Source organism: Virgibacillus doumboii (genome assembly GCF_902806455.1).
GTDB classification, from domain to species: Bacteria; Bacillota; Bacilli; order Bacillales; family Amphibacillaceae; genus Lentibacillus; species Lentibacillus doumboii.
In genome coordinates this window covers 816,921-832,984 of sequence record NZ_CADCWQ010000001.1, presented here as the reverse complement: position 1 = coordinate 832,984, position 16,064 = coordinate 816,921, and the positions used below count along the sequence as shown (strand labels likewise).

The following is a 16,064-nucleotide window of genomic DNA, read 5'->3' as shown; positions in this document are numbered from 1 at the left end:
CATGGCAACTCTACTTAAACGTGACTTCCTGGTAACAAAGGGAACGACTGATATACCCGTCCTGATTGTTCTTATTTTAGCTTATGTAATGATGTTACCGCCTACATTCACATTTTTTATAATTGTACTATCCTTACTTATTAACATATATTATTACGACCATCGGGCAACTATAAACAGGTTTGCAGTCAGTCTGCCCATTTCGAGAAAAACAATCATTCAAAGCAGGTATGTATATTTTTTCATCATAACCAATTTCGTCGTTTTGTTTCAGCTCGTAATCGGTTATGGGCTGACGTATTTCACTTCAGGTGATTTTTATGCTTATGTCTGGAAGGATATAGTGACACTCGTTTGTTTGGCATTAATTATGGGGGCCATTTTCATACCGCTCTTTTACCTGTTCAAACAGTTTCTAATCGCAGCTTCAACCATGATGCTCATCTTTTTCTTCATGGTTTTCTTTTCTTTGACGCCGTTAACATCAGTACTGGGCATGGAAAACTATGTAAACTTTAATGCGCTTGACCCGGGATATGCTCTTTTAATAGAAAAATATATTCCCGGTCTGCCGTTTATCATTACCGGTATTGCAACATTTTTCCTTTATTTTTTATCCATGAAACTGTCAACACATATTTGGCAGCATAAAGATTTGTAATTGCCTATCAAGTGTACTTCCGACGCGGTATGTTAAAATAAATTCATATCCAACAATCGAAAGGATAATGATATAGATGGAAAATACAAATACTGTTAAATTAACTTCCCTTTCATCAAAAGGTGGGTGCGGCTGTAAAATCGGTCCTGCAGATTTGTCACAGGTTCTCCGGTCACTGCCGCAAACTACTCCAAATCCCGATTTACTCGTCGGGCTGGATACAAGTGATGATGCCGGAGTATACAAACTAAATGACGAAATAGCTCTCGTGCAAACAACCGATTTTTTCACCCCCATTGTCGATGACCCGTACGATTTTGGGCAAATTGCAGCAGCAAATGCAATCAGTGATGTTTATGCAATGGGTGGAAAGCCAATTACTGCTCTTAACATCGTTGCATTTCCAATATCGACGTTGGACAAAAAAATCCTTGCCGAGATTCTGCGCGGTTCCGGTGATAAACTGGCTGAGGCCGATGTTTCCCTTGTCGGCGGACACTCCATTGACGATCAGGAGCCGAAATTCGGACTTGCCGTTACTGGAACCGTACATCCGGATAAAGTAAAAACAAACACTGGAGCCCAACCTGGTGACAAGCTTATTTTGACGAAACCAATAGGCGTTGGAATTTATTCCACTTCGATTAAAAGAGACTTGCTCAGTGAAGAAGAAGTTGACCGGGTTACCAAAGTGATGACAACATTAAATAAAACAGCATCCGAAACAATGGCCAATTATGATGTCCATGCAAGTACGGATGTAACCGGGTTTGGACTGCTCGGCCATGCATCAGAAATGGCGGAAGGAAGCAACGTTGAAATTCATGTTAATGCAGGTCAAGTACCTGTTTTGCCACGGGTAAAAGAACTCGCGGAATCCGGGGCTGTACCAGGCGGAACGAAAAATAACTTCGACCATATCAAAGACGTTGTCACCTATCCGGAAGCCATGGACCAGATTGACAAATGGATTTTGTGTGATGCGGTAACATCCGGCGGCCTGCTTATATCAGTGGCATCCGATGACGCGAATTCGCTGCTCAACGAATTGCAGGATAAAGGTGTTGAGGCACAAATCATCGGTGAAGTTATTGAAGGAAAAAGCGGCCATATTACCGTTCTAGATTGATTTTTTTAGGAAGTGAATGAAGCTATGTTTAGCGATATTACATTACAGGAATTATTTGCCCGAAAAAAAGAAGAAGAACATACATTGATTGACGTCCGCTCGCCTAAAGAATTTCATGAGGCAACAATTCCGGGGAGTATTAATATTCCAGTCTTTACCGATGAAGAACGTGCTGAAGTTGGTACCCTTTACAAGCAGGCAGGAAAAGAAACTGCAAGGGAACGCGGCCTGGAGATTGTTTCTGCAAAACTTCCTGATTTCATTGCTGAAGTGAAAGCAATTAAAACTCCAAAAACAGTTTTCTGCTGGCGCGGTGGCATGCGAAGTAAAACCGCAGCAACCGTTGTAGATTTAATGGGTGTGGATGTCAATCGGTTAACCGGTGGCATCAGAAGTTACCGCCAGTGGGTCGTCAGCGAACTGGATAAAAAAGGGTTCAAACCGGATTTAGTCGTTTTGAACGGATATACGGGATCAGGCAAAACAGCGATATTAAAGCAACTCTCCCGGGACGGATATCCTGTCATGGATCTGGAAAAGATGGCAAATCACCGTGGATCGATTTTTGGACACATCGGACTTGAACCAAGCAATCAAAAAAAATTTGAATCACAGCTTGTCCAGAAAATGCTGCAGTATCAGGATGCACCTTTTGTATTTATCGAGGGAGAAAGCAAACGCATTGGCAAAGCAATGCTGCCGGAATTCTTTTACGAAAAAAAGGAACATAGCACACAACTGTTTGTCAATCTGCCAATAGAAGAACGGGTAAAAAATATTTTAGATGATTACGAGCCCTGGAATCACCCGGAAAAATTCATGGAGGCATTCCAGGTTATTAAAAAACGCATTCACACACCTGTTGCCAAAGAAATACAAACAGATTTGCAAAGCGGTAATTATTCCAATGCTGTGAAGCTTTTACTTGAATATTACTATGACCCGCGGTATGAACACACCATCAGTAAATTTCCGGACGACAAAAAAATTACTGTAAATGCTGACAATACAGACGAAGCCGTAGAGGAAATTAAAAATTTCAAAGGAATACAAGTGCTGGAAAGTAAATAAACTTGACACACGTACGGTTATATGATAATGTATCAAAAGTAAGTAGCAAGTAAGTTAGAAATTCTGGCATTCTGCTTGTAGTTTTTGTAGATGCTTATTCACACTGGCGCGGCTTCGGGGCCGCAAGGACATCAGAGCAGGCAGGGCTGATGTTGCTTAAGTTAGAAAACACCAGTGGAACATAGACCGCGGTTCGCGGAATCCGAGAAAAGCGGATTCCCCACCCGATAGCATGCAATCGGGATAAAAAATTAAAAAAATGAAAGCTTATGTGTTACTTTATAAATCAAAGGGGTACTCTTATAAATAGAGTGCCCCTTTTCCAATTACATACAAAAAAGGACGGATTACAAAATGAATACAGGGAAAATAAAGACACTTGAAGTGCTGCGTAAAATTGATACCGGATACGTTTTGGATGGTGATGTGCTTTTACATCATAATGAAACGGACAACGAACTCGATCCCGGGCAGAAAGTGGACGTCTTTCTTTATACCGATAAAAACGGACGGGCTACTGCAACGACACAATTACCATTCGTGCAAATGGACGTATACGACTGGGCTGAGGTTGTTGATATCATTCCCAATCTGGGGGTGTTCGTTGATATTGGTACTTCAAAAGATATACTCGTATCCATTGATGACCTCCCATTGTTTGAAGAGGTCTGGCCAGCAGCCGGTGATAAGCTTTTCGTGACACTGGGACTGGATCGAAAAGGACGTTTGCTCGCCATCCCCGCTTCCGAAAGTGCTTTTGACCGTCTATGGGAAGCTGCACAGGAAGATTTATTAAATAAACCTATCAGCGGACGGATTTACAAAACCAGCAAGGAAGGATCTGCCCTCATTTCGGAAAATAATCACCGTGGTTTTATCCATCACACGGAACGAAAAACGGAACCACGCCTTGGCGAAATGGTCAGTGGACGGGTAATCGATGTAAAAGACGATGGTTCAGTTAACATCTCCCTCAGACCACTGATAAAGCATAGTATGGGGGAAGACGCTGAAGCCATTCTACAGCATCTTGAACAAAGTGGCGGCGTAATGCCATTCAGTGATAAAAGTGATCCAGAAGATATCCGCGGCACCTTCAACATCAGTAAAGCAGCCTTCAAACGCGCCCTAGGTAAACTGATGAAAGAAGGAAAAATTGAACAGCGTGATGGGGAGACGTATTTGGTGTAGGTGGGGGTGCCTGTCACTTCCCGAATTTTGTCGAATAATTTATATCATATTTTAGCAGCCATGTCATGGTTGCTTTTTTTATACCTGAGGATACATTACACCTTTACCTTTATGTGGTACCTTTTGAACACCAACTCTTAAAGAGGTGTATACACTTGAAAAAAATAATTGTTTTAATGGGGATTGGGTTTTTGTTAATGGCTTGCAGTGCTAATGGAAATACCGAGAATGATGCCGCAGCCGGCAGTGACGAAATAAAAGAAGAACAATCCGCCACTGAAAACACGTCAGACCAGGAGAATACGGAAAAAGAAAACGAAGACCAACAGGATGTACAAAATAATAGCGAAAATAAGCAGCAAAACGGAACAGAAAATGGGAAAAATGAAAGTAAACAACAAAACGATTCAGAAGAGAAGCAGCCAGAAAACGATGAAGCACAAAATAATCAGCAAAACACAGCTGCTAAAAACAATGAAAACACTACAACAGAGTTGACCGACGCTTCAGTTATCCTGCAAAAATCAAGTACAACAATGGCTAATCTCCAAAGTCTTTCTTTTAAAGGAAGCATCATGTCGGACTCAACCATCAATGGAACACGCAGAAAGGAAAACACCAAAGTAGATGGTAAAATCTTACTGGACGCCCCGGTCAATCTCCATCAAAACATCCATTTACAAAAAAGTGATGCCCATCTGGAAATGTACCTTACCGATGACAAATATTACGTAAAAGAAAATCAAAAATGGATAACAATGCCTGCCGAATATGCAGAAAACAATCTGTATAACGCCGTTACTGCTAAGCAACTAAAGGCTTATGCGGAATACGGCGCACATTTCCAGGTAACCACTGATAAAAACCACTATATCCTTAACTATGATGGGACAAACGAGGAATTTAAAGAAATCGTATTCAAACCAGGAAAAAAAGTTTTAAACGAGTTTTTCCGGGATTTTTTTCACAATATGCAGCTTTCCGGTATTTACGAGTTAATCATCGATAAAGAAACGTTCCACCTTACAAACTACAGACTCAGATATGAAGGGGTAACATCAGGAGCGGCGGGTGAAGGACGTATCCACGAAATCAGTGATTATCAGTACTACAATTTTAATGCATATGATCAAATAAACATCCCGGAAAATGTCATCCATTCAGCAGAACCTGTTAATTGAAAAATATATACTCGGGTATAAGTTACGGTTATAACCGAATATGGTAAAGTTTGGTCACTACCGTTTAATGAGGTGACTAAATGAAAAAAATAATAGCTGTAATGTCGCTGCTTTTATTGATGATTTTGGCAGCATGCGGCGATAATGAAGCAAGTGAAAAGGACGCGGAAAAGGAGGCAGTTGCTGAACAGGATCAGTCAGCTGAAGACACAACTGAGAACAATGATAAAAACGCAGAACAAAATGAAGAAAAAGAAGCGTCTGAGGACAGCAGTAATAATAAACCTGCATTAGCCAATGCTGAGGCAATTTTTAAAAAATCAGCAGAAGCAATGTCAAAGGTTACCAGTTATCTGATCAAGGGTGAATTTACAGATAACAGCACGATAAACGGCCAAAAAAGTAATGCAACGACACAGTTAACTATGAAAGCAAGCCTAACTGACCAATTGAACATGCACATCCAATCGTCAACAACATCCAATACAGATACTGGCGGTGATATTGAACTGTATAAAGTAAATGATGGTGTGTATTTAAAATCCCCGGATGCAAATCAATGGTATTCCATGCCGGCAAGTTCCGGCTACGCAGAGGTATATAATACGCTTGGAGCCGATCAAATGGTGGAATATGCCAATCAAACCGAAGCATTCAAGGTACAGGAAAATAGCGACCACTATGTGCTGGTATTCTCAGGAAACGATGAGGAATATAAATCAGCCATTTATGGTGCGGGTATTGCCATGCTTGATGGTACACTCAAAGAACACTTTGAAAACATGAAAATGAGCGGATCATATCAAATAGCAATTGATAAAGAAACGTATTATATAACGGGCTATCAATTTGAATATGAATCTTCTACTTCTGGTGAGATGGGCGATATCGAAGCCTACCATAAAGCAAATTACACGATAAGTGAATTCAACCAGCATGACAAAATCACGGTTCCACAAGAAATCGTGGATTCAGCTGTTTCATTTCAACAATAGAAATTGAATTTCCGGCCTGGGGGTATTCCTCCAGGCTATTGTTTTACTTCTCGGGAAGATGTTTTTGCTGTGGGGCTGATGTTCTGCTTCTCGGGAAGATGTTTTCTCTGTGGGGATGATGTTTTTCTCTCATCCCATCTTCTCCACCCGAAATGTACTGAGCAAACTTCATCCCCCTACTTCATAATTCCAAAAAGATCATCCAATTTTTCCGTGAAATATGCATGACTGTCTTCAACACCCAGATTATAGAAAACAGGAGCAACTTCCTCCATGATAAATTCCAAAATCAGTATACCGGCGAGATCACCAATTTCCTCACCGCGCTCTTCCAAAAAATACTTTTGGATTGACCCGACCATTTCATCTTTCTTTTCTTTAGGCAAATCAAACTTCGCTCGCATAAGATACCTCCTGCCTTTTTTCAACATTCGCTGGTCCAAACGCCAATCCCTTCATCCTAGTAAAAATTGCCTGCCACTGTAAGCCAGGGCAGGCAATCCAATTTTATCAATCCATTATTCAGCATGCGTGTAAACATCGACCAGGGAAGTTACCAGAGCTCCAATGGCTCCAGCAAACAGAAAGCCGATGCCCCATCCACCAAAACCTAAGCCGAGAACTTCTGTATTTCCAAATACGGCAATAAATACGCCTACTAATCCGAGACCGAATACAATCGCTGCAGGTATGTAGACAGTGAACGTATTACTTTTATGAAGTTTGCTTAAAATCATGTTCACGATCATTAATATAACCAATGCGGAAGCGCCTATCGTTAAGGTCATTGAAAACATCATAATCACCTCATCATTCTTTATCATTTTCCATACTCTTATTTTATATGTGCGCTTTAACAAAGTCAATTTAATTACTGTACGCGCACCCATTTTAATATTTTTTCGTGACCCAAAGGAATTTAGCCATTAAATGTCGAATAGTTGTATGAGATAAGGAGGAATAAAATGCTAACTTTTGAAGATTATACGTACGAACGGCCGAATATGCAAAAAGAGAAAGAAACGTTCGATACGCTGTTAAAAAAATTCACAGACGCATCATCCATGAAAGAGCAGAATGAGGCGATTGAACAAATCAATGCCTTCCGTAATCGCCTGTCAACACTGTTCAACCTGGTGTATATTCGCGCATCAATTAATACAAATGATGAATATTATCAAAATGAACGAGATTTTTTTGATGAAATACAACCTGAAATTCAGGAACTTAACACCAGATTTTATAAAGAACTGGTGAAATCACCTTTCCGTGATGAACTGGAAAAGCAATGGGGTGAGCAGCTCTTCCAAATAGCTGACCATGAAATCAAAGCTTTTTCCCCGGAAGTCATCGAACTGCTTCAGAGGGAAAATAAGCTGTCATCCCAATATTCCAAACTGGTTGCATCTGCAGAGGTGGAGTTCCAGGGTGAGAAATATACGTTGGCACAGTTGTCACCTTTTGCCCAAAGCAAAGACCGCTCCATCCGAAAAAAAGCAATTGAAGCAAGTTCAGGTTTTTTTGCTGAACATGCTGACAAGTTTGATGATATTTATGACAAGCTTGTTAAAACGCGCCATGAAATTGCAACAACCCTCGGCTGCAAAAACTTCGTCGAGCTTGGCTATATCCGGATGCTGCGAATCGATTATGATGCAAACATGGTAGCTGTTTTCCGCAAGCAGGTGCGTGATTCCATCGTGCCGCTGGTCAGCAAATTATACGAAAAACAGGCAGCACGAATCGGCGTCGATTCACTCAAATATTATGATGAACCAATCGAATTCGCAACCGGCAATGCAACACCAAAAGGATCACCTGAATGGATTATTGAAAATGGTAAAAAAATGTATGAAGAACTCTCACCCGAAACAAAAGAGTTTTTCCAATACATGCTAGACCGCAAATTAATGGATCTTGAGGCGAAAAAAGGCAAAGAAGCCGGTGGATATTGTACATTCATTGAAGATTATCAATCACCATTCATTTTTTCAAATTTCAATGGTACATCAGCTGATATTGACGTGCTGACACACGAGGCCGGACATGCCTTTCAGTTCTATTCCAGCCGTAATATCGGGATTCCGGAATACTTAATGCCAACTTACGAATCAGCCGAAATTCATTCGATGAGCATGGAATTTTTCACATGGCCATGGATGGAGTTATTTTTCAAAGGGGACACCGAAAAATACAAATACTCACATTTATCGGATGGACTGGAATTCCTGCCGTATGGTGTTGCAGTTGATGAATTTCAGCATCTGGTTTATGAGAATCCTGACTGGACACCGGAAGAGCGTAAACAGGCATGGAAGAAACTCGAAGAAACATACCTGCCGCACCGTGACTATGAGGGAAATCCGTATCTGGAAGCAGGCGGGTTCTGGCAGCGTCAGGGCCATATCTATGAAGATCCGTTTTACTATATCGACTACACACTTGCACAAATCTGTGCATTCCAATTTTGGAAACGGTCACGTGAAGAAGGCGAAACAGCATGGAACGACTATCTGAATCTCTGTAAACTTGGCGGATCTAAATCGTTCCTTGGACTGGTTGAAGCGGCAAATCTCCGCTCCCCATTTGAAAAAGGAACCGTCGAGTCCGTCGTTAAAACAATTGAAGAATGGCTCGAATCTGTTGACGACAAATCATTATAAAATATGTTGACTCAAACAGCACAATGATAAGTCAGTTTAACCACGCGGACATATTTTCCGCTATATGCAGTAAAGTCGGTGTTTTTCCAAAGTTCACGGACATTTATTCCGCTAACGGTCAAAAAAACACGGATTCTTCGCAATAATAAATGAATAAAGGAAAATATGTCCGCCAAGGCTGTAATTCAGAGGTTATTTTCGAAAATAACGGAAAATAAGTCCTCGAAAACCGGGCAATTACAGACCGCTCACAAATCACAAAAAAACGCTTGAAGTGCCATCACTTCAAGCGTTTTCATTCTCTATGCAGCTATCTCTTCATTCGGTATTTCCTGCCCCCACATCTTTCTTAACAGGAAGGCCATTATCACTAATGACACAGCTCCCACAACAATGGAAAGAACAGCTGAACCAGATATTCCAGCAACCAGGAACGAAATAACACCACTGATTCCGGCTGTCACCGCATATGGAATCTGCGTATTTACGTGATCGATATGGTCACTGGCCGAGCCTGCAGATGACAGGATCGTTGTATCGGAAATCGGTGAACAGTGATCACCAAAAATTCCTCCACTAAGTACCGCTGCGATTGCTATATACATGGATAAAGAATCCATCGAAGCAGCAAGCGGCATTGCAATCGGAATCATAATTGCAAATGTTCCATATGACGTCCCAGTCGTAAATGCGACAATCGCTCCGATGAAGAAAAGCAGTACCGGAATGATCGCCGGTGAAGTTGTCTGTTGAGCAAATTCCACAATGTATGCTGCTGTTCCCAGTTCAGAGGTAACACTTCCAATCGACCATGCCAACGTTAAAATAATATAAACGATTGTCATGCTTTTAATACCGCTCACATAAATGGACATCGCTTCTTTAAACGAATACAATTTTTGCTGAATTCCCATAAACAAGGCAACAATACCTGCTACAAAAGCTGCAATTAAAATCGAAGTTGCCCCGTCAGCTTCACCAACTGCTGTTATAAAATCTTTTTCCGGATATCCGCCAGTCCATAAAAATAATGGTGGAATCAAACCAACAAGCACGACAATCGGGATGATCATGCTTCTTTTTTTAGGTGTAAAGTCTTCGGCAATGGCTACCTGATCCATTTCATCATCCGATGGCGGCTCCGCACCTTCACGAATTACTTCTCCAGTTGTGCGCGCCCGATTTTCAGCTTTTGCCATTGGACCAAAATCCCATTTCATGAATACGATAATAGCCACCATAGCTAATGCCAGAATCGCATAAAAATTAAACGGAATCGTGAATATATAAGTCATATACTCAGATTCTGACATTCCAAGCTCCACATATTGAGCTCCAATAAGTCCCATTACAAACACAACCCATGTTGATACAGGTGCTAGAAGACACATCGGTGCAGACGTTGAATCAACAATATATGCCAGCTTTTCCCGTGACACACGCATTTTATCTGTTACCGACCGCATGACACTGCCAACCGTTAGCGCATTGAAATAATCCTCAAAGAAAATAATGATACCGAACAGGAATGTAGACCCCTGTGCACCCCTTGGCGTTTTAACCTTCCTGGAAATGGCATGAGCAATAGCATGTGCACCACCTGTTTTTTGCAGAAATGCAATAAGCACCCCAAAAAGACCACAATAAATGATAACGGTCGCACTCCACTCACTACCCACATTTGGAATGATAAAATCACTGAAACTTGCATATAACCCCATTAATGGATTCCAATCATACATCATCGTTGCACCAAGCCAGACACCGGCAAATAAAGCAGGTATCACGTTGCGTGTAACAAGTGCCAGCACAATTGCAATCACTGGAGGCAATAGCGAAAGTATGCCAAACTCCATTCCATAATCCCCCTTATGATATTTTATGGACATCTTCTATTACTAACATATTAATACCCATACAATTATATTTCTCTATCAGCGGAAAATTTCCTGCAAAAAAATGCCCAGCAAATCTTTCCACTGGACATTTTCAGATGCGTTCGTTCATTAAAAAGAACAGCATAGCAAAAAAATTAATCCTTCTTTCCATCTCTATTTAAAAAATCTCGTATCTCCTCGATGCTTAACCCCGCAGCCTTTGCATCTTTTACCAATGCGACCCACTCTTCATCTAACGCAATCATTACCTGATCGCTCATTTGGCATCCCCCATATGGTATTATTTTGGATTATTATGTACGATCCTCATTGAGAACTAGTAATAATCTCCTATAATAACTATTCATTATACAGAGTATATATAACAACCATTATCCGCACAAGGTCATAAAAGTCACATAAAAAGTCATATGAAATCTGAACTATTGTCGAATCCCGCTGTCGAAAGTCTGCGTTTCAGATGTACTTTTTTTCCAATTACAATGTGATACAATAGACCTACCATACTATATATGGGGAAAAGGCGGAGGAGACTATGAAAAATAATTCGGCAAATATTGTTTCCTTTATTTTATACATTTCTTTGTTTATGACCTTTATTTTTCTATACTCAGAAAATCCCGGCAATCATTCATTAATCATCGTTTTATCTGGTACCTTCACCATCATTGAAGTTGTTCGATATAATATTCAATCACGAATCAGTACGCACATGATTGCCTTATTATTTTCAATCCAGTTTTCTCTTGCGTTTATCGTTCAAATTGTTGATGGATCCTTTGTCCCGCAAATTTACTTTTTCATTCTGTTAGCAGAAACCGCCTACTACTATCGTTTGGCTGTCAGTATTCCCTTTACCATCGCAGCATACCTTGCCTTTTCAGCGGGCGTATACATACATCTGGATTCCCCTTCATTTCAGGAAATCAGTTTTGTCATCCCAAGAATGCTTGAGTATGGGCTGATTTTTGGTTTTAGCTATATGGCAAAACGATCAAATGAACAACGCATCCTTCTCGAAAATGCCTACCAGCAGCTTCAAAAGGCTACCAATGAATTAGAGGAAAAAACAATCATCGATGAGCGGGTCAAACTTTCACGGGAAATTCATGACACGATTGGTTTCACGCTAACCTCAACAATAGTCGGTCTGGAAACGGTAAAACAATTAAGTGCAAACAACTTCCACGATAAAGCAAAAAGTAAACTGACAATTGTTCAGGGCCAGGTACGGGAAAGTTTGAACAGTATCCGTGAATTGACAACAACACTGCACTACTACCCCAACTTCATCGATTTCAAAAAGAGATTAATTGACCTCATTGAAAATGCAATAATCCATTCAGACATTATCGTTACATATACCATTGCTGACATCGAAAACCTTACACCGGATCAGAATTTAGCCATATACCGGGGTCTGCAGGAAGGTTTAACAAATGGCATTAAACACGGCGGGGCAACAGAATTCAGTTTTTTTCTGAAAAAAATCGATTCCAAAGTCATTTTCCGTCTGACCGATAATGGCCAGCTAAAAAAAGACATTCGTTATGGTCTCGGGCTGACTGCAATGTATGAACGCATAATTTCCGTTAATGGAAAAATGAATATAAGACGTACAGTTCATGGGGGATGTGAACTTAGCTTTTCCATTCCAATTGAGTTAAAACGAAGGGAGGTCACAGGCTGATGAAAAATATAGCTATTGGTATTGTCGATGACCATCCGATTATTGTGGATGGATTCAAAACCATCCTTGAACTCCAGGATGGTTATCACGTAATTGGTACAGCCAGTAACGGCAGAGAAGCAATCGATTTAGCCAAAAAAACACCGGATATTATGCTGATGGATATTCAAATGCCATTAATGAATGGAATTGAAGCAACCAGACGTATCAAAAAATCACATCCGGAAATTTGCATCATTATGCTCACCTCCTATACACACGGCAACGATGTAATCGAAGCAATTGCCCAGGGTGCGAGCGGTTTTTTGCTGAAAGACTGGGAAACAGAGGAAATCATCCGCGCTATTCGTGAAGCTCTGGCAAATAAATCCATACAAATTCCATCAAGCGCGGCAGATTCGATAACAGATCTCGTAAACAAGGGACATGTTTCAAGTACGAAAGATTTATATGATACAACCTGGGATGGTCTTGATATACACCTGTCAGAGCGGGAAAAGGAAATCGCTTATCTGATTGCTGAAAGGTATACAAACGAACAAATTGCCGAAGAACTGTACCTGACTCTCGGCACCGTCAAAAATTACATTACATCACTGTACAAAAAATTAAACGTCTCCACACGAAGCGAAGCAATCAAAATTCTGAAAAACGCAATCGCGTCCATCCCGACAAATGAATAAAATGGAGAAGGAGGCCTTCCCAACTCCCAATTGGGACGACCTCCTGCAGCACGGTTTATTTATTCTGATTACCCATGCTTGACTCGGCGATTTTAATCATTCGTTTGACCATTTCGCCACCCACTGATCCGTTCTCGCGTGCAGTGGTATCCGCTCCAGGCTGAACACCAAATTCATTTGCAATTTCCTCTTTCATCTTATCCATTGCATTTTCCGCGCCAGGCACTAACAAATCGTTTTTGTTATCTGCCACAACTGATCACTCCTCGTGGGTATTCGAACAGAAACATTTCTGTTCATATTTATTTTTTGACAAACATTTTTTCTTACACGTGACAAAATATGTATGGGAAACCCTTTCGATGAAAAAGCAATACCTTTATGCTAAAATCTACGTAGACTAAACAGACAAGGAGATACACATGGACTACAAAATATTATTTCTCGACATTGACGGCACCATATTGAAACCGGACCACACATACACAGAGTCAACAAAACATGCAATTTCTAAAGCAAAGGAACAAGGTATTGAAGTATTTCTTGCTACTGGACGCCCGCTGCATGAAATTGACGACTTAGCAGAAGAACTGGATATTCATTCCTTCATCGGGTATAACGGAGCATTTGCCGTATATCAAAATGAAACAATTGTAAATGAACCAATGAATAAAAACACTGTCGAGCAATTCCTTCAAACTGCTGAAGCCAACGATCACGAAATGGTGTTGTACACAAGGGATAAAAATTACTATACATCATTAAGCAGACCGCTTGTCACCAATTTCATAGGAACATTCCAATTGAAAAAAAATCTGACTTGGGAAGCTGATAAAGTGGATCAGATTTTAGGCGTAACCGTCATGAATCTGCCCCCATCAGAGACAGCACTTTATGAAATAGAAGCTAATATTTTTATGTCGCCGGTCACTATTGCAGGTATTGAGAACTGCTATGATATTATCCGTACAAATGTCAACAAAGGCTTTGCAGTTGAAAAAATCCTTGAACTGCTCAATATCAATCCCAAACAGGCAATTGCCTTCGGCGACGGCATGAACGATAAGGAAATGCTCCAGGCTGCAGGGGAAGGCTTTGCAATGGGCAATGCACACCCGGATCTTTTTGAATATGCCAAAAACAGAACGACGACTGTTTCCGAGGATGGTATATATAATGGATTGAAAAAGCTGGGACTGGATATATGATGTAAATAGCGTGCCCAATGCTTAGATAAAGGATTTCTTGGTCATTTCTCCGGTTGATATTTTGGTTCTCCGGTTGATATTTTGGTTCTCCGGTTGATATTTTGGTTCTCCGGTTGATATTTTGGTTCTCCGGTTGATATTTTGGTTCTCCGGTTGATATTTTGGTTCTCCGGTTGATATTTTGCAGCATCGTTTCACTCGCTGCAAAACACTAAACTTTAAAAAACATTGTGATAGAACAAATTTATACTTTTTAAAATTTTAGTCCCAAAAAGAAATGGGGAATCCCTACAACGGAATTCTCCATTTCCAACTTTATTTCAAAGCTTATACCAACAATATCCACAATATAAACGTAACAACAATTGCCACAATTCCCTGCAGCAACGTTCCTGCAGTTTGTGCTTTGTATGCCTGTGTTACTGACATACCACTAAATTCCTTAACGACCCAGAAATAGCTGTCATTAACATGTGAAACAACCATTGCACCGGCACCTACCGCCATTACGACTAATGCAAGCGGCACTGCACCTGTAATTCCTAACTCAGGAAGCAGTGGTGCTACCAATGTTGACGTGATGACGAGTGCAGCTGTTGATGAGCCTTGTGCTGATTTTAGTGCAGCGGCAATCAGGAACGGAATAAATAAGAACATAGCACCTGTAAAGAATGCATTTTCACCAAATCCTTGAATGAAATCTGCTACAGGAGTTGCTTTGATCACTGTACCAAATGCACCGCCTGCACCGGTAATCAACAGGATCGGTGCGGATTCCTTAATGCCGATTCCTATCCATTGCGTTAATGTTTCCTCATTATAATCAGGAAGCAGCAGGAATGCGAATAATACCCCAATTAACAATGCCACCACCGGTGATCCCAGGAATAAAAAGATATCAAAAAATGTCCCCGACCAGCCCGCAAATGTTATTACGGAACTAAAGCCAATTAACAAAATGGGCATTACAATTGGTGCGAATGATTTTGCAGTGGATGGCATGTCACCAAATTCTTTTACAATGGTATCGTAATCATAGGCAGAATTTTATCATCTTCTCCTTCAACTTGAATTTTTGTTCCTACTTTAACCGCCCAGATGTAGCCTGCAATAATTGCCGGAATGGCTACAATGATACCGATTAATATAATCGTTCCCAAGAAATCCTCTGCACCAATGTTACCAGCTGCAGCAATTGGTCCGGGTGTCGGCGGTACCAATGTATGTGTTGCAAATAAACCGGTTGATAACGCAATAGCCATTGATGCTACTGCAACTTTAGCCTTTTTCGCAAGTGCCTTTTTTAACGAGGACAGGATAACATATCCGGAATCACAAAATACGGGAATACTGACAATTGCCCCGATAAGGCTCATCGCCATTTGCGGTCGTTTTTCACCTACAATCCGCAACACAACTTCTGCCATTCGAAGTGCAGCACCGGACTTTTCCAAAATAACCCCGATTATCGTACCGAAAACAATTACAAGACCGATGCTTCCCATCAAGCCGCCAAAACCGCCATTTACTGAATCTATCACCTCAGATAATGGGAGACCTGCTAAAATTCCAATACCAAATGCAGCGATCAGCAATGATAAAAATGGGTGCAACTTCAGTTTAGCGGTTGCAAAAATAACAAATAATACCCCAACAACAATTAATAAAATAAGACCGAAACCTTCCACTTTCCT

15 protein-coding genes and 1 pseudogene are annotated in these 16,064 nt (G+C 40.8%); 10 read left to right on the top strand and 6 right to left on the bottom strand.

Annotated features, from left to right (window positions below; all coding sequences use genetic code 11):
* Position 1: 1 nt before the first annotated feature.
* The 6 genes from G6R02_RS03965 (at position 2) to G6R02_RS03940 (ending at position 6,228) form a co-directional block, all read left to right on the top strand.
* Complete coding sequence (locus G6R02_RS03965; protein WP_164667951.1) at positions 2–661, top strand: ABC-2 transporter permease; 660 nt, start codon at positions 2–4, stop codon at positions 659–661.
* Positions 662–737: 76 nt separating this feature from the next.
* Positions 738–1,790, top strand: coding sequence for a selenide, water dikinase SelD (selD, locus tag G6R02_RS03960; protein ID WP_164667950.1), 1,053 nt, complete (start codon positions 738–740; stop codon positions 1,788–1,790).
* Positions 1,791–1,814: 24 nt separating this feature from the next.
* Complete coding sequence (mnmH, locus tag G6R02_RS03955; protein WP_164667949.1) at positions 1,815–2,861, top strand: tRNA 2-selenouridine(34) synthase MnmH; 1,047 nt, start codon at positions 1,815–1,817, stop codon at positions 2,859–2,861.
* 354 nt (positions 2,862–3,215) lie between these two features.
* The gene (locus G6R02_RS03950) at positions 3,216–4,052 is read left to right on the top strand and encodes a CvfB family protein (protein ID WP_164667948.1); all 837 of its coding nucleotides are present in this window, start codon (positions 3,216–3,218) and stop codon (positions 4,050–4,052) included.
* Between the two features lie 155 nt (positions 4,053–4,207).
* Entirely contained in the window at positions 4,208–5,233 is a 1,026-nt protein-coding gene (locus G6R02_RS03945; RefSeq protein WP_164667947.1) for a DUF6612 family protein, read from the top strand.
* 80 nt (positions 5,234–5,313) lie between these two features.
* Positions 5,314–6,228 carry a DUF6612 family protein gene (locus tag G6R02_RS03940; protein WP_164667946.1) on the top strand — a complete coding sequence of 305 codons (915 nt, stop codon included), beginning with the start codon at positions 5,314–5,316 and terminating at the stop codon, positions 6,226–6,228.
* A 176-nt stretch (positions 6,229–6,404) separates the two neighbouring features.
* On the opposite strand, the gene G6R02_RS03935 is transcribed toward G6R02_RS03940, so the two are convergent.
* Together G6R02_RS03935 and G6R02_RS03930 are read right to left on the bottom strand one after the other, a co-directional pair.
* Entirely contained in the window at positions 6,405–6,632 is a 228-nt protein-coding gene (locus G6R02_RS03935; protein WP_164667945.1) for a DUF2164 domain-containing protein, read from the bottom strand.
* A 114-nt stretch (positions 6,633–6,746) separates the two neighbouring features.
* Positions 6,747–7,052, bottom strand: a complete 306-nt coding sequence (locus G6R02_RS03930; RefSeq protein WP_164667944.1) for a hypothetical protein — start codon at positions 7,050–7,052, stop codon at positions 6,747–6,749.
* A gap of 141 nt (positions 7,053–7,193) precedes the next feature.
* Here G6R02_RS03930 and G6R02_RS03925 point away from each other — a divergent pair, with 141 nt between their 5' ends.
* Positions 7,194–8,891, top strand: coding sequence for a M3 family oligoendopeptidase (locus G6R02_RS03925; RefSeq protein WP_164667943.1), 1,698 nt, complete (start codon positions 7,194–7,196; stop codon positions 8,889–8,891).
* A gap of 302 nt (positions 8,892–9,193) precedes the next feature.
* Here G6R02_RS03925 and G6R02_RS03920 read toward each other — a convergent pair whose 3' ends face one another.
* Entirely contained in the window at positions 9,194–10,747 is a 1,554-nt protein-coding gene (locus G6R02_RS03920) for a Na+/H+ antiporter NhaC family protein (protein ID WP_164667942.1), read from the bottom strand.
* 176 nt (positions 10,748–10,923) lie between these two features.
* Positions 10,924–11,049 carry an anti-repressor SinI family protein gene (locus G6R02_RS03915; protein WP_164667941.1) on the bottom strand — a complete coding sequence of 42 codons (126 nt, stop codon included), beginning with the start codon at positions 11,047–11,049 and terminating at the stop codon, positions 10,924–10,926.
* Between the two features lie 275 nt (positions 11,050–11,324).
* Between G6R02_RS03915 and G6R02_RS03910 the strand changes: the two genes are divergently transcribed.
* Positions 11,325–12,479, top strand: a complete 1,155-nt coding sequence (locus G6R02_RS03910; protein WP_164667940.1) for a sensor histidine kinase — start codon at positions 11,325–11,327, stop codon at positions 12,477–12,479.
* The gene (locus G6R02_RS03905; RefSeq protein WP_164667939.1) at positions 12,479–13,162 is read left to right on the top strand and encodes a response regulator transcription factor; all 684 of its coding nucleotides are present in this window, start codon (positions 12,479–12,481) and stop codon (positions 13,160–13,162) included. Before G6R02_RS03910 ends, G6R02_RS03905 begins: the two co-directional genes overlap by 1 nt.
* 55 nt (positions 13,163–13,217) lie before the next feature.
* On the opposite strand, the gene G6R02_RS03900 is transcribed toward G6R02_RS03905, so the two are convergent.
* Positions 13,218–13,415: an alpha/beta-type small acid-soluble spore protein gene (locus G6R02_RS03900; RefSeq protein WP_164667938.1), complete on the bottom strand. Its 198-nt coding sequence runs from the start codon at positions 13,413–13,415 to the stop codon at positions 13,218–13,220.
* Positions 13,416–13,584: 169 nt separating this feature from the next.
* Between G6R02_RS03900 and G6R02_RS03895 the strand changes: the two genes are divergently transcribed.
* Entirely contained in the window at positions 13,585–14,370 is a 786-nt protein-coding gene (locus G6R02_RS03895; protein ID WP_164667937.1) for an HAD family hydrolase, read from the top strand.
* A gap of 327 nt (positions 14,371–14,697) precedes the next feature.
* On the opposite strand, the pseudogene G6R02_RS03890 reads toward G6R02_RS03895, so the two are convergent.
* Positions 14,698–16,058 (bottom strand): annotated as a pseudogene (locus tag G6R02_RS03890) (GntP family permease).
* Positions 16,059–16,064 lie beyond the last annotated feature (6 nt).

Coding starts and splice junctions, on each gene's coding strand:
- G6R02_RS03935 (WP_164667945.1), bottom strand. CDS start 6,632: ATGCGAGCGAAGTTTGATTTGCCTAAAGAAAAGAAAGATGAAATGGTC.
- G6R02_RS03940 (WP_164667946.1), top strand. CDS start 5,314: ATGAAAAAAATAATAGCTGTAATGTCGCTGCTTTTATTGATGATTTTG.
- G6R02_RS03950 (WP_164667948.1), top strand. CDS start 3,216: ATGAATACAGGGAAAATAAAGACACTTGAAGTGCTGCGTAAAATTGAT.
- selD (WP_164667950.1), top strand. CDS start 738: ATGGAAAATACAAATACTGTTAAATTAACTTCCCTTTCATCAAAAGGT.
- G6R02_RS03895 (WP_164667937.1), top strand. CDS start 13,585: ATGGACTACAAAATATTATTTCTCGACATTGACGGCACCATATTGAAA.
- G6R02_RS03925 (WP_164667943.1), top strand. CDS start 7,194: ATGCTAACTTTTGAAGATTATACGTACGAACGGCCGAATATGCAAAAA.
- mnmH (WP_164667949.1), top strand. CDS start 1,815: ATGTTTAGCGATATTACATTACAGGAATTATTTGCCCGAAAAAAAGAA.
- G6R02_RS03920 (WP_164667942.1), bottom strand. CDS start 10,747: ATGGAGTTTGGCATACTTTCGCTATTGCCTCCAGTGATTGCAATTGTG.
- G6R02_RS03965 (WP_164667951.1), top strand. CDS start 2: ATGGCAACTCTACTTAAACGTGACTTCCTGGTAACAAAGGGAACGACT.
- G6R02_RS03930 (WP_164667944.1), bottom strand. CDS start 7,052: ATGATAAAGAATGATGAGGTGATTATGATGTTTTCAATGACCTTAACG.
- G6R02_RS03905 (WP_164667939.1), top strand. CDS start 12,479: ATGAAAAATATAGCTATTGGTATTGTCGATGACCATCCGATTATTGTG.
- G6R02_RS03915 (WP_164667941.1), bottom strand. CDS start 11,049: ATGAGCGATCAGGTAATGATTGCGTTAGATGAAGAGTGGGTCGCATTG.
- G6R02_RS03910 (WP_164667940.1), top strand. CDS start 11,325: ATGAAAAATAATTCGGCAAATATTGTTTCCTTTATTTTATACATTTCT.